We start from the raw sequence: 20,023 nt of genomic DNA on the forward strand, positions 1-20,023 counted from the left end.
TTTTACAAGGAACCCCGATGAATAAAAAGACTATACTGAGTTTACTTTCTACTCCCATGCTAGTTAGCTCAATTCTCGCTATGGGAGCAATGGCAAATCAAGCCCAGGCCGCAGAAACAGAACCAGACAACACAGACAAACTCAGCTGCATACAAAATGACCATATATGGCGTCCTGTGTGTGTGAGAGCTTCTGTATTGGCTAAAATCCCTGAATATCAACCCGGAGTAGAGTTTTCTAGCGATGAAAATGAAGTTCCCTTACTAGGGTTTAATATTGAAGAAAGTGATATGGCGGTTGACTTATTTAACTGTGACTGTCCACAGTGTATTAATGCTTTGCGTCAAATGCGCGGTATGTCGCCCTTAGTTTATTAGACATCTGTTGAAAAACTCTCCCCTTTCCTTGCTAAGGAGAGGGGTTGGGTAATTGAGGATGACGAAAACTCTTGAGCATTCTAAGAATAGCAATAACTACCAGCCCAAGTCACCCATTTATGAGATATTCCTATATGGGCTATTTCTTCAGCTTTCTCTTGCTGACTTAGTTGTGTCCCTGTTAAGTCCGCACCGTTTAGTTCTGCTTCATTGATATTGCACCCGCTTAAGTTGGCTTTCCTCAAATTAGCGTTTCTTAAGTTGGCTCCACTCATTTGGGCTTCACTCAGGTCAGCATATCCTAAGTTAGCAATTTCTAAATTTGCACTGCGCAAATCTGCACGAGTTAAGTTAGAATGTTGCAGGTTAACCCTAATTAGTTCAGCGCCAATTAAGTTGACCTCAGTCAAGTTTGCACCGTTCAAGTCGGCTCCACTTAAATCAGCATCTGTGAGATTTGCTCGACTAAAGTCACATTCAGTCAAATTCGCCTGTGTCAGGTTAGCTCCACTCAAGTCAGCTTCCATAAAATTAGCACCACTCAAGTTAGCAGCACTAAGATTTATTTCATGTAAACTGGCTCTATTAAATTTGCGCTCTCCTGCTGCATAAAGGTTTTGGATTCTTTTAGCGTCCATTTTCTCACCTCGCAATCTCTACAGGTCAGTTGAGTTATTCTTGACACTCTACTCAAACCACACTTACAGCAACCGCGAGTTTTAGGTAAACTTGTCCTCCTATTATGCTATGATCACAAGCTGTTTTACCAATTCCTTAACAGAAATATACTAAAGTCCATGGCTGATTTCAGATCTACGCTATGTCAATGTGTGGCTGCATATGGCGGCGGCGGGGTGCGTCCCACTGCTGAAACCGTCGTCAATGCGTTGTTACAAGCTGAAAAGTCTGCTAAACAGCAACGGCTGAGTTATCCTTTTACATCTCTACTAGGTAAATGGCAACTTTGTTTTGCTACTGGAACCAAGAAGGCTCAAAAACGAGGTGGAATTGTCTTAGGGAAGGGTTTGTATGTGCCGAAGTTTGTGAGTATTCAGATTTCTTTTAGTGCTACTGTAGAGCCAGATTCCGGTAAGGGTGAAATTGGTAATCAGGTACAGTTAGGCCCAGTTTTATTACAACTGACCGGACCTGCACGTTATTTTGGTAAGCAAAATTTGTTAGCCTTTGACTTTAATTATCTGCTTTTTTACCTGTTTGGTGGTAAGGTCTACAATGGGCGGTTTAGCTCTGGTCGGGGTGAAGCTCAGGATTTCTATGATCAGCCTATCGCCAAGTTACCTTTTTTTGCTTTCTTTTTGGTTACACCTGATTTGATTGCAGCTCGCGGTCGTGGGGGTGGGTTGGCTCTGTGGATTCGTCAGCAGTAAATTAACGACAGATAACCACGGGTAAACCCATACTTGTATTCTTTATACTCTTTTTTGTCACCTGATTCCCCAGTCATCAGTGTTATTTCTCAGGATATATTTTTTTATTGCAATTCTATTTACTTTTTATCTCTCAAGAGAGAAAATAATCACTAACTCAATATTGGGAAACCTCTTGAGGGTGCATTCCCAACCCTTGCCAATTCATCGCAGAGTGTAACCGGGGTCAGATGACGCAAGCTTTTAATCGAGTCCAAGAATGGGAACAACGCCGTAACCAAGCTAACCGCTACTACCAGCAAGGCCAGTTTCAAGAATATCTCAATTTTGCCACGGAGAATTTACACTTAGCTCGATCTATCCCAGACAGAGTTAGGGAAGGCCATACGTTGAATGATGTCGGTTTGGCTTATCTGAGTTGTTGTCAACCTCTACAAGCTTTAGAGTGTTTTGATCAAGCGCGTTTAGTGGCTGAGGAAATCGGGAACAGTCGATCTGAAGCGATCGCACTGAGTAATCTGGGTTCTACTTACAGCCGTCTGGGGCGATTGTCACGAGCGCTAGAGTATTTTCACCAGGGGTTACACATCTTTCGAGATTTACAAGATATTCCGTCCGAGGTTTCTACGCTCAATGATGTGGCGATCATTTACACTAAGTTGGGAGAACCTAAGCGCTCCCTGTTGCTACAGTACCAAATTTTGGCTATGCGTCGCTCACTGGGAGATTTTTCTGGGGAAGCAACTACCCTCAATGGTATTGGTTATGCTTACAGCACATTAGGACAGTATGAGCAAGCTTTAGAATTTCTCCAAGCAGCACTCCCCATTCAACGCGCTGTGAAAAATGTGGTGGCCGAAGCTACTACTTTAAATAATATTGCTTCTGTCTATGGTGATTTGGGAGAACCTAAAAAGGCTCTGTTACTCTACTATCAGGTTTTGTTGACTCGTCGGGCCATCAATGACCGCGCAGGGGAGGGGACAACCCTACATAATATTGGTTTTACCTACGGTATCTTGCGGAATCACCGTCAAGCTATGAAATACTATCAGCAGGCGATCGCCATTTATCAAGAAGTTGGCGATTCTCTCGGAGAAATTTCCGCGCTGCTGAGTATGGGTCAATTTTACGCTAGGACTAAACGCAAAAAGTTAGCCCTCAGTTACTATCACAATGCTCAGGATTTAGCCCAAGCGATCGCCTCTGAACCGCTCTTGAAAAAGATCCAGCAGTGTCTGGATGCTCTGTAATTTATTCCCTCCTGACTCAGGAGGGGTTCAAATATAGCCATATGCCAAGAATTAACCTTGTTTTTGGCTATATGGATGGACTATGCTGATTCAGCAAAGCCCAGAAAAGTTTTAGAATATAAAAAACTGAATTTGACCAGAGTGAATCACAGCCGTGAGTCAAAACGGGAAACACCGACAAATCAGCAAGAATATAACCTATTATGCCCTGTTAGGATTGCATCCCTCGGCATCGGTTATTGATATTCGGCGGGCTTATTTGCAACTGAGTAAACAGTATCATCCAGATACTACAGAATTACCTGCTACAGTTGCTACTGCTAAATTTCAGCAAATTAACGAAGCTTACGCTACTCTCAGTAATCCTGAACGGCGTTTAAGTTATGATGTGAAAATCGGCTATTCCCGGTTTGGGGTAATTCAAGCACCAACGGATTTAAACCATCCGGTGCGTAAACCCTACGATTTCTCAAAGTCCATGTATCTCGATGCTAGCGATCGCCCCCTATCAGCAGGAGAAATTTTTGTATTATTTTTCTTGGTCTTAACCCTTGTGGGTTGTGTGTTGGTCGCGATCGCTGTTGCTGTTATTCGTGGTGAAACGAGTATACCTACCCAACTTAGCCAACCACAGATTACCCACATTTCTCAACTCCCGACTCCCGCAGAAATGAAGATTAATTTAAACTTGTAAATTTTTAGTTGTTTTTCTAATTTTCCTATGCTTAGTGCCGATACACCTTTATATAGTCATCCGCTACCACAAATTGAGGAGTGGCTCAAAAACCAAGGCTGTCAACAGGATGAAAGCCAGTTACATTGTTGGCGTGTACAACGCCCGGGTTGGCGAGCTGAACTCTGGCTTGATATTGAGCAAATTACAGTCAGGTATATCAAATCTGGCGAAAATGAGCAAGATATCCAACGCTCCTTTAAATATTCTCTCAGCCGCGAAGATATAGAACAAGCTGTGTTTTCTGGTCCGTAAGATTCTTCTTTAAGGGTAGGTAATTGGTCATGGGTTCAAATACATATCCATGCTCAACTACGTGACATACTCCTACACTGTACTCGAAGAGTCAGTGTAGGCTTCCAAGACAATCCGGCTATTGCTTAGGAGGCTCTTGGCTTTAAGAACGGAATGCCCTGCCGCTCTATTTTTTATATTTATAGCTGCGTTATGGTCTCGGTCTAGACTGCACCCACAATTGGGGCAATCGTGCCAACGTTCATGCAGCTTTTTAGGAACTTTGGCACCACAACTAGAGCAATCCTGGCTTGTACCAGACGCTTTAACTGGAATAACCAACAAACCAGCATTTTCGGCTTTGTTTGTCAGTATTGACAGAAAGCTTGACCATCCAGCATCAAGTACAGACTTCGCTAGTTTAGAGCGTGAAAGTCCTTTAACATTCAAATCTTCAACAGCTATAACATCATATTTTTTAAGCAGAGTGTTAGCGGTTTTGAAATGAAAATCTTTTCGTTTATCAGCAACTTTTTTGTGCTGTTTACCCAACTGTTTGACGGTTTTTTGTCTACGCTTACTACCTTTCTTGCGACGTGAAACACGTTTTTGAATAACACGTAAACGTTTCTGAGCTTGACGATAATACTGTGGAATAGAAACAGTTTCACCATCAGCAGTTGTCAAAAACTGTTTTAGCCCAACATCAATTCCTGTTATAGATTCAGGATTAAAATCAGGTTTAATTGTTGGAACCGATGTATCTTCTAGACTGAGAGTTAAATAATAACCATCAGCCTTTTTGGTTACGGACGCGGTTTTGATTTTGAAACCATCAGGGATAGCACGGTGCAGAATAACCTTAATCTTGCCAAGCATTGGTAGATTAATTAAATTACCTTGCAAACACCCATTTTTTATCTGAGGATAAGTAAAAGTTCTATAACGGTCACGAGATTTGAACCTCGGTCTACCACTACGTTTACCGTTACTATCCCCTTTTAAAAATCTGTCAAAAGTTACCTTAACTCGTTTGACTATATCCTGCAAAAGCTGTGAGTAAATCTCGCAGTAATGCGGATGTGTTTTTTTGAGGTTGGGTAAAGTTTTCTTTTGAGAATAGTAATCTGGATTATCTTTTAATTCCGGTAGATAGCAAACAAGGGGACAAGCGTTAATCGCACAACGATTCTGTTCATACCAGTTGAACCTATCAGCCAGCAAATAATTATATTGAGCAGAAAGCATAGACAACCATTTATCTATATTTTCGGCTTGTTGTTTTGTTGGGCGTAGTTTGTACTGGTAAGCTGTCCTCACTTGTTTATCACCTCCTTGTTAAATCAGTGTTATTATTTTAATATACACCAATTAACACAAATAGTCCAGAATTATAGCAACCGCCAAGGTAATTAGGACATTCACTATTCCCTATCCCCTATCCCCTATTCCCTATTCCCTACTCACTATTCCCTGTTCCCTGTTCCCTGTTCCCTGTTCCCTTAAAACCATAATGATGATGTCCTAACCAATATGTCCGTTGCTATACTATGAAAAATGATTTTGTTTCAAAAGGTAGGTCTGTCAGTGACCTTAAAGCGCATTTAGTTTTAACAACAAAATACAGGCGAAAAGCCTTTACAGGTGAAATGCTAGAACGGTTGCATTTCATCTTTGAAGAATTATTGATTAAATGGAATTGCAAGCTTGTTGAGTTTAATGGTGAAGATAACCATGTCCACCTACTTTTTCAGTACCACCCTGATTTAGAACTTAGCTTAGTAAACAACTTAAAGTCTGTTTCTTCTAGGAAGCTACGTCAAGAATTTTCTGGTCATCTAGAAAGGTTTTACAGCAAAGATGTTTTTTGGAATGGTTCTTACTTTATTGCTAGTTGCGGTGGTGTCACAGTGTCCACTTTGCGAAAATATATTGAGAATCAAAATAGCCCAGAAAGTGGCGATTCCTCATCGACCCACTGCGCCGTCAATCCTGCGGATTGAATTGGTTGTGGGTCAATTCGTCACCGCCCAAAAATTCATCTCATCACTCGTCCTTCGGACTGAGTGAGAGGCTTCTTTTTGTTCAAGCTAAAAATTAACGATATTAGCAATTACCGCTCATACCCAGACCAACTACATCTAGGATTTGACCATGTTTAGCAGATTGTCCGGCGAGAATTTGCTGATAAACTGCTTCATAACCATCGGTCATATGTTGTAGGCTAAAGTGCTGATTAACATACTCTCGACAAACATAGCGGTCTAACTGCTTTACCTGATCAATAGCTTCAATAAAATCTGCAACGTTATTGCAAAGGAAACCTGTTTTTCCGTGTTTAATGATCTCCACAGTCGAACCCAGTTTCATGGCAATTACCGGTGTACCTGCTGCCATTGACTCTACCATAACTAACCCAAAAGGTTCTCGCCAAGTGATGGGGAAAAGAGTTGCTACCGCACCCCCCATGAGAGCATTTTTCTGGATATGGTTCGCTTCACCAAGATACTCAATTTGTTGACCATCTATGTGTGGCTTGACTTCTTGCTCAAAGTATTCTCCGTCAACTGCATCTATTTTACCAGCAATTTTCAAATGCCAACCGGTTTTTTGAGCAATCGCGATCGCTAGGTGTGTACCCTTCTCTGGAGATATCCGACCTAGAAACGCCAAGTATGGCGGATTATCCGGTTGGGGATGAAACTTATAACTATTAACATCAATCCCATTGTAAACCGTTGCTACATAATTTAACCCTAATCTGAGTTCCCTCTGGGACTGGGAAATACTCACAAAAGGTTGATGTTTACCATATTCAAACATTTTTTCATTATCAGGGGTAAAAATTCCGTGCAAGGTGTGAACCGTGGGTGTTTTAATCAGATTGGCATAGGGTAATGCTGAACAGCACACATGGGAATGAATAATATCAAACTCCTTAGCTCGCTCATAGACAAAGCCCAGTTGTAACATTTGGTATATATGAGGTTCCTTAACCTCCGGGTCGAGACGTAAAGCACGGGGATGAACTGATACTAGTTTCGCCAAGGTAATAGAATCTCCCGAAGCAAATAGCGTCACTTCATGTCCCCGTCGAACCAATTCATCGGTTAGTAGTCCTACGACTAACTCTATACCCCCATATGCTGGAGGTGGTACTCTCTCGACTAATGGCGCAACTTGAGCAATTCGCATTACATAACTCCTGCAAAATCAGATGAAAATGACATATCTGTGTGCTGTTTCATAAGTGCCTATAAAGGCTTTGATTAGTACTTTTTAATAAGCACATTAATTTAGATTGTATGTTTCATATCCTATATTTGCTTTCTACCTTAGTAGGGAAATATTGCTTTATTCAGAAGAGTAACTAAGTTATAGATAATTAAAATATCAGGAATCAAATTTTGATAATTTTCTGGAAAATGTTGCTCAAAACAGAGATTTTTTCCGCAAAATTCAATTTATTTAGATAACTTATTGATATTTTTTTTTATGCTGTTATTTTTCTTCACACCAGCCTATAGCAATAGAGAGTTTATCTATCCTTCTCCCATAGGTAGCGGTACAATTCCAGTTGTCATCCCCCAAAAGTATGAAATCATGCCATTGACAATGTTAAGGTTTAATGGTATTAAAAACACATTGTGGATATTGAGCGCAAAAAAACAGTTAGACTGGAACCGCTCGGTTATCAAGAGTATTTGTAGCGATTATAACAACCCACCTAGGAAAATTTTTTGTCGCTGCACAAAATAATTGCAGCCTGATATCAATGCTGTGAGTATTCTGCTTTTGATCACAAAAAATAACCGGCATTATGTACAGAATTAACAAAATAAAGCACCCTTGACAAATTCAAGCCCTTTACAATATCATTGCTGTTGTGATCAAAATATCTCATCTCAAGACTAAGCCTATTTAAATAGGAAGTATAACAGAAAACAGAATAAAATTATAAAATTTATGCATTTCTATCTTGCCATAAAAGTATATATGCATAGGCAATTTTATTCAAGGTTACTGTTCTAAATACGTATTCTGAATTTGATATTATTGGGGCTAAGTTTGGATAAGATGCTATTCCCTCCTCATTATGCAAATTTGCCAAAATCCCAATTGCTCTAATCCATTCAACCCTGAAGACAATAGATTTTGCATGAGTTGCGGACACAGTAACTTTGGCAAACTTCTGAGGAATCGCTATCGCGTATTGAGGCTTTTAGGAGAAGGTGGATTTAGCAGAACTTATGAAACTGAAGACGTAGATAGACTAAATGCTCCTTGCGTCATCAAACAATTTTTTCCTCAATTTCAAGGAACAATCCAACGTAATAAAGCAGCACAATTCTTCAAAGAAGAGGCATTTCGGTTGTATGAACTCGGAGAAAATCATACTCAAATACCGAGATTATTAGCTTATTTTGAACAAGGTTCTAGCTTGTACCTTGTGCAAGAATTTATACAAGGGAAGACTCTGTTACAAGAGGTTCAGCAAAAACCCTTTAGTGAACAGCAAATTTACCAACTCTTAACTGATTTATTACCAGTTCTCCAATTTATTCATGGTGCTAACGTTATCCATAGAGATATCAAACCAGACAACATTATCCGCCGCGAAAGTGACGGTAAACCCGTATTAATTGATTTTGGTGGTGCAAAGCAGGTAACACAAACAACCTTAGCTCGACAGGCTACGGTTATTTATACCATTGGTTATGCTCCTTCTGAACAAATGGCTGGATTTCCTTGTCATGGGAGTGATTTATATGCTTTGGGTGTAACTTGCGTGCGTCTGTTAACCCAATGTTTACCAATACAAAATACCTATGGACAGATCCATGATCCTCTTTATGATGCCATGAATGGTAATTGGTTATGGCAAGAAGAATTACAGAAAAAAGGGATGTATATCAACGATGACTTAAGCCGTATTTTAAATAAATTGTTGAAACATCTAGCTAGTGAAAGATATCAATCAGCCTCGGAAGTGCTAAAAGATTTACAGGATAGTAAAAAATCTGTTGTTGAACCAAAAATTAGCGAAATTATTTTACCTCAATTAATTCGATTACCATCCCTAGCAAAACAAATAAAACCCTCATTACCCCCTTTGCAAACCTTTAAATTTGAAGTAGTGACGGTAGATACAGCAGGTAGAGAAGTCAACCGCGATTTACCCACGGCTAAATTTTTTACCGAAAAATTAAACGAAATAGTCACACTGGAAATGGTTTTAATTCCCGGTGGTAGTTTTATGATGGGTTCCCCTGAATTTGAAGGAGATGCTGACGAACGCCCTCAACACAAAGTTACTCTCAAACCATTCTTTATGGGGAAATTTCCCATAACTCAAGGTCAATGGAAAGCTGTAACGGGTTTACCTGAAGTCAAACAAAGCTTAAACCCACATCCCTCGAAATTTAAAGGAGCTAATCGGCCTGTAGAAAACGTATCTTGGTACGAGGCTGTAGAATTCTGCGCTAGACTCTCAGAAAAAACCGGACGTAAATATCGGTTACCTAGTGAATCTGAATGGGAATACGCTTGTCGCGCTGGAACTACTACATCTTACCACTTTGGCGAAATAATTACCACTGATTTAGTTAATTGTAGTAGCGATAGTTATGGTATGGATGTAAAAAGCAAATACCGCAAGGAAACAACCGATGTGGGCAGTTTTGGCATCGCCAACGCCTTCGGATTGTATGATATGCATGGGCAGGTGTGGGAGTGGTGTGCTGATACTTGGCATAATAACTATTGTGGCGCGCCTGGGGATGGTAGTGTGTGGGAGGCTGGTGGTGACTTTCATCGTCGCCTATTGCGTGGGGGTTCTTGGAATTTTGCAGCCGAACTTTGTCGCAGCGCTAGTCGTAGCTGGAATGAGTCTGATGGTGGTTTGAGGATCTGCGGTTTTCGCGTGGTATTTTCTCCATGAATTGTGATTAATATGACCGTACCTGATAATTTGTATGTCTAATAATCAATGTCTGAATATTATTCAAACGACAGATATTGTAGATTTTATTCCGCTTTTAAAAGAGTTGGAGTTTGGGGATCAATTTAGTTTAGCTATGTTGAGGTGGTGTGGTATTGGCCAGCATGATGCCACTATTAGTTTCTGGGAGGTATATATTGCTAAGTTGGCGGCTGAATCAATCGGTGTTATGGGTCTTTATCAATTAAGTGATAGCCCCTCTCATGTTGTGTGGATCGGATGGTTTGGCTTGCGTCCACAGTTTTGCAGACAAGGACGGGGAACAATGATGATGGATAGGTTAATCGAATATGCACGGAGTTTTAAATTTCAAGAACTGTGGGTTTTTACCAATTATGATAATTTTGCAGCTATCTCGTTTTACGAAAATTATGGTTTTTTGCGCTTAGGTGAGGCTGTTGATATTTGTCCGGGTAAAACCCATGAGTTATCAGACATAATTTTGAGATATAGCTGGTAAAGTTCTCTGGAAACCACTTATTTGGGTTTAAACTTGACTGTAGAAAGTCCTAGTGCTAGGTGGATGGGAGATATGTTAACTAAACGCAAAAGTCGCAGCATTGCCGCAATCTTGGCTTTATCCGGTACGCTGACTATTTCCGGGTTACATAAGTTTTATTTGGGACAACCTTTTTGGGGTGTGTTGTATGTTTTGCTTTCCTGGACACCTATCCCTAAGATAGCAAGTGCTATTGAGGCGGTGTGGTATTTGGCACAGGATGAAGGGGCTTTTGATCGTCATTTTAATTTGGGTAGGTCAGCAGTGAATAATCCCATCTCTACAGGTAATCAGGTACAAGATATGGCTAAGGCTATGCGGGAATTGGATACTCTGCGCCAAGATGGATTGATTTCTGAGTACGAATTTGAGCAAAAACGCCGCCAGCTGCTAGAACAAATTTCTTAAGTTAGCAACAAAATGAACTGGCTACCTTTAAACCCTAAGTTACAAAAACTCCGCGCTAAACTCCTCAATGACCCTTATTATCGATTACAGTCCGGGGAGGAAATTCGTCTGGCGGTAAAATTGGGAATTCGCATTGATGCTAATCAAGCAACTGTAGACGATTGGTTACGCTTACCTGGTCTGTCCATTCACCAAGCGCGATCGCTTGTGGAACTTTCGCGCTCTGGTGTTAAATTTTATTGTATTGAAGATGTGGCGGCGGCTTTAGCTATGCCAATACAGCGATTAGAACCATTAGCGCCGCTACTGAGTTTTATTTACTATGATAACGAATCTCTAGATTATCCTCACCAGTTAGTTAATCTGAATACTGCCACCGTTGAGCAATTATTGCAAATTCCCTGGATGGATGTCTCTCTGGCGGAGGCGATAGTCCAAAATCGTCTATCAGCTGGGAGTTACCCGAACTTGGCAGATTTCCAGCGACGCTTGGATCTACCCGGTGAGGACATCGCCAAGCTGATGTATTTTCTCAGGTTTTGAGACTCTTATGTAAAAAACCCGAATCAATAAGTCGGTTATATCTGAGAAGTTCTTGCCTATCTTCCTTAATGCCCCGATGTAATAGTATTGGGTTTAATCTTCTTCCCAGGTTTCATCACTCAATAGGTCAATAATTCTATCTCTGAGTAGATATTCATGCCTTTCCAGCTCCTTCTCAAACAATATCCAGTCACGATTAGGAACATACTTACATAGGGAGTAAATTGGTTGTTGGCGGTCAAGTAGTCCCTTTTTGACTAGTTGGCGTGCTTCCTCTCTAATCATTCCAATATCATATCTAACAACAGTATCCATAAATCATTCTTTTTCTTTTTTGAAGGAAATAAGTTTTCTGCGTGTATCTTCAACTGAGCAAAAAAAATAGGAAAAATTATCAAGAATCAAGACACACCAACCCCACCACAGCCATCTTGTCTCCTGTAGATAGCAGTTACACAGATAAATTCCCCTTTTGGGTCAAGGTAGAGGAACTTTTTACCTCCACACCTTGCTCAGAATCGCATATCTAGGCAGGAATTGGTATCAGTCTTTAGGTAGACCCCTGGAAAACTCTTGTTGAGACTCCCAGACCTCAAAAAGTTTGACACCCCCCAGGGGATTTTAGTTTCCCCCTTGTACCAAGAAACCCTAGGGTAGACGGTTATCTGTCAATCAAGCGCAAGCCTACACTGACCTAACGGTACTGTCTAGGTAGTTCACATTACCTGGGGATGAGATATCACCAGCCCTAGTACCTTGAGGAATAAGTTAAAGTACATAGGGCATTCAGCATTGGGTGTTAGGCAAAGAAAGCAATCTTACAGATGGGGGAAGAACGACTTTTCCCTGATCACCTAGTCCTTCATTCCTCATTCCCTACTTATGACTGCTCCAGAAAAAAACCCTGAGTTTGAAAATCTACTGACTTATCTTAGACAAAGCCGGGGCTTTGATTTTACAGGTTATAAGCGTTCAACTTTGATGCGTCGGGTACATAAGCGCATGCAATATCTAAGTATAGAAACCTTTGGGGAATACCTGGACTACTTAGAAGTTGATCCAGAGGAATTCAATCACCTGTTTAACACAATCTTGATTAACGTCACGGCATTTTTTCGAGATATTTCCGCCTGGGAATACTTAGCTAAACAGGTGTTACCGAAGATTGTAGCCCGGAAAAATAACTCTGATCCCATCCGGGTTTGGAGTGCGGGTTGCGCTTCTGGTGAGGAGGCTTACACTGTGGCTATGCTCATGGCTGAACTTTTGGGAATCGAGGAATGTCGGCAACGGGTAAAAATTTATGCTACAGACATAGATGAAGAAGCTTTGAATCAAGCCCGTCAAGCTGTGTATTCGGCTAAGGATATCCAGTTAATACCATGGGGACTGCAAGAGAAATATTTTGAGAGTACGGGTAATAACTATGTTTTCCGTCAGGACTTGCGACGTTCAGTGATTTTTGGTCGTCACGACTTGCTGCAAGATGCGCCCATTTCTCGCTTAGATATGCTGGTATGTCGCAACACACTGATGTATTTTAATTCTGAGACTCAGTCGCGGATTATGGCTCGGTTTCATTTTGCTCTCAATGATGGGGGTTATCTGTTTTTGGGAAAAGCAGAGATGCTGTTAGTGCACTCCAATTTATTCAATCCCCTAGAGTTGAAAGATCGGATATTTAGTAAAGTATTAGTAGCAAATATACGCGATCGCTTGCTAGGGATGGCAAATACAGTAGAGCCAGAATCTAGCTACCGAGGATCTCGACATATCCGACTGCGAGAGATGGCTTTTGATTCCGCATCTGTAGCCCAAATAGTGGTAGATATCAATGGAATACTCGTACTAAGTAACCACCAGGCTCGCATTCTGTTTGGTCTTTCACCCCAGGATTTAGCTCGTCCTTTTCAGGATTTAGAACTTTCCTACAGACCAATAGAATTGCGATCGCCCATTGAACGGGCTTATATCGAACGCCGTAGTATTACTTTAACAAATGTCCATCGCTATTTACCCAATGGAGAACAGCAATATTTAGATGTAGCAATTATACCTTTAGAAGATGTTGACAAGTCCCTGCTAGGTGTGAGTATCACTTTTCATGATGTGACTCGTTTTATTCAACTTCAAGAAGCCTTGCAACGTTCTGGACAGGAATTAGAGACTGCTAACGAAGAACTCCAATCTACTAACGAAGAATTGGAAACTACTAACGAAGAACTCCAATCTACCAACGAAGAATTGGAAACCATGAATGAAGAACTTCAATCTACCAATGAAGAATTGGAGACCATGAACGAAGAACTCCAATCAACCAACGAAGAATTACAAACAATTAATCATGAACTGAGCGATCGCACCACAGCACTCAACCGTACTAATCTATTCCTGACTGGCATTCTCAAAAGTCTACAAATGGGAATCGTAGTCATTGATCGCAACTTGAACATCGTACTGTGGAATTACATGGTAGAACATTTGTGGGGCTTAAGAACAGAGGAAGTCTTAGGAAAATCCTTATTTAGTCTCGATATTGGTCTACCTCTCGAGCAACTGCGATCGCCTATCCGCGATTCCTTATCTGCAAAGCAGAGCTTCCAAGAAATGATTTTAGATGCCACCAATCGCCGGGGAAGAACAATAGAATGTTATTTGGCTATTACCCCCCTATGTAGTACAGAAATTGAAGGAGTGGTATTAATGATGACAGATATAGAACAAGTTAAAAGTATGATTTCTCACGAAGCAATTGCTCAAAGACGACAACAGCAACAGGAGTAACCCAAACATAATGACCAGAAACCTAGAGGAAGCCATCACCGGGGCGCATCAGCGACTAGAAAATTTATCCCAGCGTGCTAGTCAAATAAGACAGGAGAATGATCCTACAACAGCACTATTGCAAGAAGCCATCAGCGAAACTACAATTTCTTTGGAAGAGCTCGAAGTATTAGCCGAAGAACTCGCACAGCAAAACCGGGAATTAGTTGCTACTCGCCACCTTTTAGAAGTTGAGCGCCAGTGTTACCAGGATTTATTTAATTTTGCCCCCGATGGATATTTAGTTACTGATGTCAATGGTGTAATTCAAGAAGCTAACTATGCTGCAGCCAACTTACTGAATGTCCGCCAGTCTTACCTGATCGGCAAACCCCTGGCTGTATTTGTACATCAGACAGAATTACCCAAATTCTACCAAATCATCGGACAATTGCCCCAGCAAACAGAGAAACGCACAGAACAGTTACGGATATTTCACCAAGAAGGTAGAGTTGACTTTGCGGCTGAATTCACCCTGGGGGTAGCCAAAGATTATTCTCAGGGCAAAATCAACGGTTGGAGATGGCTACTTAGGGATATTAGTGAGCGGATCAAAGCAGAGGAACAAATTCGCCAACAAGCCACACTACTTGATATTACCACAGATGCCATTCTAGTCAGAGATTTGCAAAACCAAATTTTATATTGGAATCAAGGCGCGGTGAATATTTATGGCTGGCGGGCAGAGGAAGTTATGGGCAGGAACGCCTGGGAAATTTTATTACCAGAAGCTTCTCCTGAACTTCTAGGGGCGCTGAACACTGTTTTAGAGCATGGATCATGGAGCGGGGAATTACGGAAAGTCACCAGATGGGGTCAGAAAATCATCGTTAATAGCCGTTGGACACTCATGTATGATGCCGCCAGGTTACCCAAATCTATCATGAGTGTGGATACCGATATCACCGATAAAAAACAACTAGAAACAGAAATTTCACGTACCCAGAGATTGTCAACCCTCGGTACTCTGGCTCAGGCGATCGCCCATGATCTGCAAAATATATTCTCCCCCATGATCACAGTAGCGCAACTTTTGCCCCTCAAACATCCCCAGTTAAGTGAAAGTTCCCTACAAATGCTGAAATTATTGCAAAGCAATAGTAAACGGGGGATGGATTTAGTCCAGCAAATTCAGTCATTTACCAGTAACTTTCAAGTTCAAAGCTCAATACCGTCAGTATCACATCTGCTCCAAGATGTAGAGCAGACAATCAAACGCATCTTCCCCAAATCCATAGACATTGATATTCATACAGATATCCCTACCGATATAGAAATCCTACAGCCATACCATACCGAACTACATAAACTATTAGTTAAGTTACTAGTAAATGCCTGTGATGCAGCGCCTCAAGGTGTGAAGGTGGGAATCTCCGCTAACCAGACCTTCATTGACGAAAGCTATGTGAAACGGCACATGGGCGCTCAGGTGGGTTACTACTTAGTAATTACAATTACTCATACCGCACTAAATATTAATCCTCAAGTCATCGATGACATTTTCACACCATTTTGCCATACCCAAACCGGCAGTAAAAATCCTGACATGGGCGGTTTTGTGGAAGTATCCAGTCAATCAGGAGTTGGGAGGAAATTGAAAATCTACATCCCCAGTAGTGAAAGTCACACTTCCCCCAGAGTAGACCAGGGTAAACTGCCCACAGGCAAAGGAGAATTAATTTTAGTTGCAGATAAAGAGACAGCAATTACCCAAATTACCAAAACTACATTAGATATTCATAACTACAGGGTATTAATCGCCGAGAATGGGATTGAAGCCCTTGCCCTATACACCCAGCACCAGCAGGACGTTAAACTGGTGTTAATAGATCTAATGATCCCATCCATCACAGGGGAAACTGTCATTCGCACCTTGCAAATCATCAACCCGGATGTACCAATTATTGTTATGAGTGAATTGGCTGCTGCTGAGGCTTTAGCACGAACTACTCTCACAGGGATTCAGGGATTTTTAGCAAAACCCTTTACTGCGGAGCAATTATTAAATGTCATACATCATGCCCTTGTGTGTACCACAACACCACCCTGGAAACAGCAGCGCTGAAGTTGGGGTAATAGCCCAGTGACACTGATGTACAATGCAAACAAATATTTAAATTATGAGTGGCCGGTTCATATGATTTCATCAGAAAATAACACAACATCCACCGATAAAAGCCTGGAAGCCATGCGGCACTTTTCCGAACAGTACGCTAAACGCACCGGCACATATTTCTGTTCTGAACCCTCTGTAACCGCAGTGGTGATTGAAGGACTGGCAAAACATAAAGACGATTTAGGGGCCCCTTTGTGTCCCTGTCGCCACTATGAAGACAAAGAAGCCGAAGTTAGCGCCACATATTGGAACTGTCCCTGTGTACCCATGAGAGAACGCAAAGAGTGTCACTGTATGCTGTTTCTGACCCCAGATAATGAGTTTGCTGGCGACCAACAAAAAATTAGTTTAGAAACTATCAAAGAAGTGCGAGCCAGCATGGGATGAGCGACATTATCCCCCCAGAGTTTTGGCAAGGTGTGGAGCAGTTTAATTCCAGACAGTTTTACGCCTGTCATGACACTTTAGAGGCTTTGTGGATAGAAGCCGGCGAACCAGAAAAAACCTTTTATCAAGGTATTTTACAAATTGCCGTCTCACAGTATCATTTATCTAATGGTAACTGGCGAGGTGCAGTAATTTTGCTAGGAGAAGGCAGCAATCGACTGCGACCTTATCCCTCTGTTTATCAGGGTATTGATGTAGATCAATTATTGAATCAAACTGCAGCCCTGTTGTCAACATTACAACAAATGGGAGCAGATAACTTTCATGCCTTGGCAGATCCTCAGGCTTTACCTAGTCCCACAATTACCCTAGTTCACAACTAAAATTTCACCCCGTAGCCTAGCCTACGGGGCTGTTGTTGCCAAAATATTGCATTTCCAGGTTAATATGGCGGTTGTAGCGGCGGTGTTCTCAGGGAATTTGACGAATGTGTATATGGGTGAAACCTAGAAGCTAGATCAAGCGTCAATATTTCAGGAGTTATCCCAAGTTGCTCCTAAATCTTAAATGTAGATTTTATATTCAGAACAAGAAATTGGGATAATTAATATACAATCTGATATCCTAAACTTATGGCTACAGTATTATGTCCTGCTACAAATTTCCAGTATCACAAATGCGTCGCCTGGGATTAGCCTTCATGCTACCAGTTGCACTCCTGGGTGTGGTAACATTTCCTAGCCATGTGCAAACTGTAACGGCACAAACATCTCAGCAAAATGGTCGCCTGACCATCAGCGCCGATATGCAAGAATATAACGCCAATACTCAAGTAGCAACCGCACGCGGTAACGTCCAAATGTTGTATCCTGCTCGCCAAATTAAAGCTACATCTGCTCAAGCACAATTTTTCAGCAGGGAACGCCGCATTGATTTGAGCGGTAACGTCCATATTGTCCAAAATGGAGTCAATAGCATCCAGGCCGAGAAAGTCACTTATCTGATTGATGAAGGGCGTTTTGTGGCTTTACCTCAATCCCGGGGTCAGGTACAGTCCATCTACATGGTCAATGATTCTGAACTGGGGGGACAATCTAATTAATCTGATCAGGATAAATTACCACTACAGACGCGAATAGTGAAAATTATCTTAGAGAATATTTACAAATCTTATGGTAAGCGCAGTGTTGTCAATAACGTTAACCTCTCCATTTCTCAGGGTGAGGTGGTGGGGTTACTAGGTCCCAATGGTGCGGGTAAAACCACGACTTTTTACATTGCTACGGGTCTAGAAAAACCTAATCACGGAAAAGTCTGGCTTGATAGTACCGAAATAACCGCAATGCCAATGCATAAAAGAGCACAATTAGGTATTGGCTATTTAGCCCAAGAACCAAGTGTTTTTCGTCAGCTATCTGTACGGGATAATATTCTCTTGGTACTGGAGCAAACTCATGTCCCCCGATGGGAATGGTCAAAACGAATACAGGGTTTAATGCGGGAGTTTCGCTTGGAAAAAGTCGCTAAAAGCAAAGGAATTCAACTCTCAGGTGGGGAGCGACGACGGACAGAATTAGCTAGGGCTTTAGCAGCGGGTAGGGATGGTCCGAAATTCTTACTCTTGGATGAACCATTTGCTGGTGTTGACCCGATTGCCGTTTCCGAAATTCAGCACATTGTCGCACAATTGAGCGATCGCGGCATGGGTATCTTAATTACAGATCATAATGTTCGTGAAACCCTAGCCATTACAGACCGCGCCTATATTATGCGCGAGGGACAAATTCTTGCTTCTGGACATCCAGAAGAACTATATCATAATCCCCTAGTGCGACAATACTACTTGGGCGATAACTTTCAACTCTAAAGGAGGCCGGTTAAAAAAAATGGTAGTCCTATAGTTATAGCAACCGCCAAGGTAATTAGGACATTCACTATTCCCTATCCCCTATCCCCTATTCCCTATTCCCTGTTCCCTGTTCCCTGTTCCCTGTTCCCTGTTCCCTGTTCCCTATTCCCTGTTCCCTTAAAACCATAATGATGATGTCCTAACCAATATGTCCGTTGCTATATTTTATGAGATTCAAAAAGCTCAATTTATTATACAGACTGAATTCCCTCTTACCCTTGACGCTCATGGACCGCTACCTGACCAAAGAATTGGTAGCACCTTTTTTATTTGGTGTAGGTGCATTTTCATCCTTGGGTGTCACCATCGATGCTGTCTTTGAGCTAGTGCGGCGCATTGTCGAATCTGGATTACCAATCAATATTGCAATTCAGGTTTTTTTATTAAAGTTTCCCAATTTTATCGTTTTAGCCTTCCCCATGTCCACACTCCTGGCTACTTTGATGACTTATAGTCGTCTTTCCAGCGAGAGCGAACTAATTGCTCTGCGTGGGTGTGGGGTCAGCGTCTATCGCATGGTGTACACCGCTGTGATCTTGAGTATGGTAGTCACAGGGATGACATTTATCTTTAATGAGCAAATAGCACCCGCAGCCAATTACCAAGCAACTATTACCCTGGAAAAAGCCCTCAAGTCAGACAAACCCATCTTACAGCAGTCAAATATCTTTTATCCTGAATACCAAGAGACAGAAGAGCCAGATGGTACTAGAAACAGGATACTGGCACGTTTATTTTATGCTGACAAATTTGATGGTCAGAAGATGAAGGGCTTAACAATTATAGACCGGACTGGAGAAGGTTTAAATAAAATTCTCGTCTCCGAATCTGCCGAGTGGAACACTGCTGAAAACGTTTGGGACTTTTATAATGGTACCATTTATTTAGTCGCTCCTGACCGTTCCTATCGGAATATTTTACGGTTTGAACATCAACAGCTGCAATTACCCCGCACACCATTGAATCTAGTCGAGAGAAGCCGAGATTATGGTGAAATGAATCTTGCTGAATCTTTACAACAGTTAGAAATCGAACGGATCGCTGGCGACACTCAGAAAATTCGCAAACTTGAAGTACGTATTCAGCAAAAAGTTTCTCTACCATTTGTATGTGTAGTTTTTGGTTTGGTAGGTGCTGCTATGGGAAGCAGACCCCAGCGCAGCGGAAAAGGTACAAGTTTTGGTGTGAGCGTAATCGTAATTTTTACTTATTATTTAATTTTCTTTATTAGCGGTGCCGTAGCACAAGCTGGTATTTTCTCACCCTTTATAGGAGCTTGGCTACCTAATTTCCTGTTTTTAGGAATAGGTTTATTTTTATTGATGCGCATAGCTGAACGTTAATAAATTGAC

Annotated in this window: 21 protein-coding genes; 17 read left to right on the plus strand and 4 right to left on the minus strand. The window is 41.5% G+C overall.

All coding sequences use genetic code 11. The features are described from left to right. Positions 1–17 precede the first annotated feature (17 nt). Complete coding sequence (locus NWP21_RS12635; RefSeq protein WP_271731323.1) at positions 18–377, plus strand: hypothetical protein; 360 nt, start codon at positions 18–20, stop codon at positions 375–377. An 80-nt stretch (positions 378–457) separates the two neighbouring features. Here NWP21_RS12635 and NWP21_RS12640 read toward each other — a convergent pair whose 3' ends face one another. Continuing rightward, the gene (locus tag NWP21_RS12640; RefSeq protein ID WP_280792986.1) at positions 458–1,015 is read right to left on the minus strand and encodes a pentapeptide repeat-containing protein; all 558 of its coding nucleotides are present in this window, start codon (positions 1,013–1,015) and stop codon (positions 458–460) included. A 159-nt stretch (positions 1,016–1,174) separates the two neighbouring features. Here NWP21_RS12640 and NWP21_RS12645 point away from each other — a divergent pair, with 159 nt between their 5' ends. The 4 genes from NWP21_RS12645 (at position 1,175) to NWP21_RS12660 (ending at position 4,006) form a co-directional block, all read left to right on the plus strand. After that, a complete protein-coding gene (locus NWP21_RS12645) occupies positions 1,175–1,765 on the plus strand; it encodes a hypothetical protein (RefSeq protein WP_280792987.1) in 591 nt (196 codons plus the stop codon). Between the two features lie 230 nt (positions 1,766–1,995). Continuing rightward, positions 1,996–3,018 (plus strand): tetratricopeptide repeat protein, encoded by a 1,023-nt coding sequence (locus tag NWP21_RS12650; RefSeq protein ID WP_280792988.1) that lies wholly within the window; start codon positions 1,996–1,998, stop codon positions 3,016–3,018. A gap of 154 nt (positions 3,019–3,172) precedes the next feature. Next, positions 3,173–3,712: a J domain-containing protein gene (locus NWP21_RS12655; RefSeq protein ID WP_280792989.1), complete on the plus strand. Its 540-nt coding sequence runs from the start codon at positions 3,173–3,175 to the stop codon at positions 3,710–3,712. A 27-nt stretch (positions 3,713–3,739) separates the two neighbouring features. Further along, on the plus strand, positions 3,740–4,006 hold the full coding sequence (locus NWP21_RS12660; protein ID WP_280792990.1) for a DUF3143 domain-containing protein: 267 nt from the start codon (positions 3,740–3,742) through the stop codon (positions 4,004–4,006). A 72-nt stretch (positions 4,007–4,078) separates the two neighbouring features. Here NWP21_RS12660 and NWP21_RS12665 read toward each other — a convergent pair whose 3' ends face one another. Continuing rightward, complete coding sequence (locus tag NWP21_RS12665; RefSeq protein WP_280792991.1) at positions 4,079–5,305, minus strand: transposase; 1,227 nt, start codon at positions 5,303–5,305, stop codon at positions 4,079–4,081. A 230-nt stretch (positions 5,306–5,535) separates the two neighbouring features. On the opposite strand from NWP21_RS12665, the gene tnpA reads away from it, so the two are divergent. Continuing rightward, positions 5,536–5,988, plus strand: coding sequence for an IS200/IS605 family transposase (tnpA, locus tag NWP21_RS12670; RefSeq protein WP_280792992.1), 453 nt, complete (start codon positions 5,536–5,538; stop codon positions 5,986–5,988). A gap of 103 nt (positions 5,989–6,091) precedes the next feature. On the opposite strand, the gene NWP21_RS12675 is transcribed toward tnpA, so the two are convergent. Further along, positions 6,092–7,180, minus strand: a complete 1,089-nt coding sequence (locus NWP21_RS12675) for a glycosyltransferase family 4 protein (protein ID WP_280792993.1) — start codon at positions 7,178–7,180, stop codon at positions 6,092–6,094. Between the two features lie 901 nt (positions 7,181–8,081). Here NWP21_RS12675 and NWP21_RS12680 point away from each other — a divergent pair. From NWP21_RS12680 to NWP21_RS12695, 4 genes are all read left to right on the plus strand, one after another. Then, positions 8,082–9,926, plus strand: a complete 1,845-nt coding sequence (locus NWP21_RS12680) for a bifunctional serine/threonine-protein kinase/formylglycine-generating enzyme family protein (protein WP_280792994.1) — start codon at positions 8,082–8,084, stop codon at positions 9,924–9,926. A 34-nt stretch (positions 9,927–9,960) separates the two neighbouring features. Further along, a complete protein-coding gene (locus tag NWP21_RS12685) occupies positions 9,961–10,446 on the plus strand; it encodes a GNAT family N-acetyltransferase (protein WP_280792995.1) in 486 nt (161 codons plus the stop codon). Positions 10,447–10,518: 72 nt separating this feature from the next. Continuing rightward, entirely contained in the window at positions 10,519–10,893 is a 375-nt protein-coding gene (locus NWP21_RS12690; protein ID WP_271731571.1) for an NINE protein, read from the plus strand. A gap of 12 nt (positions 10,894–10,905) precedes the next feature. Next, the gene (locus NWP21_RS12695; RefSeq protein WP_280792996.1) at positions 10,906–11,436 is read left to right on the plus strand and encodes a ComEA family DNA-binding protein; all 531 of its coding nucleotides are present in this window, start codon (positions 10,906–10,908) and stop codon (positions 11,434–11,436) included. A 93-nt stretch (positions 11,437–11,529) separates the two neighbouring features. Here NWP21_RS12695 and NWP21_RS12700 read toward each other — a convergent pair whose 3' ends face one another. Further along, positions 11,530–11,751, minus strand: a complete 222-nt coding sequence (locus tag NWP21_RS12700) for a DUF4327 family protein (RefSeq protein WP_271731292.1) — start codon at positions 11,749–11,751, stop codon at positions 11,530–11,532. Positions 11,752–12,318: 567 nt separating this feature from the next. Here NWP21_RS12700 and NWP21_RS12705 point away from each other — a divergent pair. From NWP21_RS12705 to NWP21_RS12735, 7 genes are all read left to right on the plus strand, one after another. Then, a complete protein-coding gene (locus NWP21_RS12705; RefSeq protein WP_280792997.1) occupies positions 12,319–14,220 on the plus strand; it encodes a CheR family methyltransferase in 1,902 nt (633 codons plus the stop codon). A 10-nt stretch (positions 14,221–14,230) separates the two neighbouring features. Then, a complete protein-coding gene (locus NWP21_RS12710) occupies positions 14,231–16,324 on the plus strand; it encodes a PAS domain S-box protein (RefSeq protein WP_280792998.1) in 2,094 nt (697 codons plus the stop codon). Positions 16,325–16,396: 72 nt separating this feature from the next. Beyond that, complete coding sequence (locus tag NWP21_RS12715; RefSeq protein ID WP_280792999.1) at positions 16,397–16,762, plus strand: ferredoxin thioredoxin reductase catalytic beta subunit; 366 nt, start codon at positions 16,397–16,399, stop codon at positions 16,760–16,762. Continuing rightward, the gene (locus NWP21_RS12720; protein WP_280793000.1) at positions 16,759–17,145 is read left to right on the plus strand and encodes a DUF309 domain-containing protein; all 387 of its coding nucleotides are present in this window, start codon (positions 16,759–16,761) and stop codon (positions 17,143–17,145) included. Before NWP21_RS12715 ends, NWP21_RS12720 begins: the two co-directional genes overlap by 4 nt. Positions 17,146–17,405: 260 nt before the next feature. Then, complete coding sequence (locus NWP21_RS12725; protein ID WP_280793009.1) at positions 17,406–17,864, plus strand: LptA/OstA family protein; 459 nt, start codon at positions 17,406–17,408, stop codon at positions 17,862–17,864. A 36-nt stretch (positions 17,865–17,900) separates the two neighbouring features. Further along, on the plus strand, positions 17,901–18,629 hold the full coding sequence (gene lptB / locus NWP21_RS12730) for an LPS export ABC transporter ATP-binding protein (protein ID WP_280793001.1): 729 nt from the start codon (positions 17,901–17,903) through the stop codon (positions 18,627–18,629). Between the two features lie 269 nt (positions 18,630–18,898). Beyond that, positions 18,899–20,014, plus strand: coding sequence for an LptF/LptG family permease (locus tag NWP21_RS12735; RefSeq protein ID WP_280793002.1), 1,116 nt, complete (start codon positions 18,899–18,901; stop codon positions 20,012–20,014). The last annotated feature ends 9 nt before the right edge of the window (positions 20,015–20,023 follow it).

Origin of the sequence: Anabaenopsis sp. FSS-46 (assembly GCF_029891665.1) — a bacterium.
GTDB classification, from domain to species: domain Bacteria; phylum Cyanobacteriota; class Cyanobacteriia; order Cyanobacteriales; family Nostocaceae; genus Anabaenopsis; species Anabaenopsis arnoldii.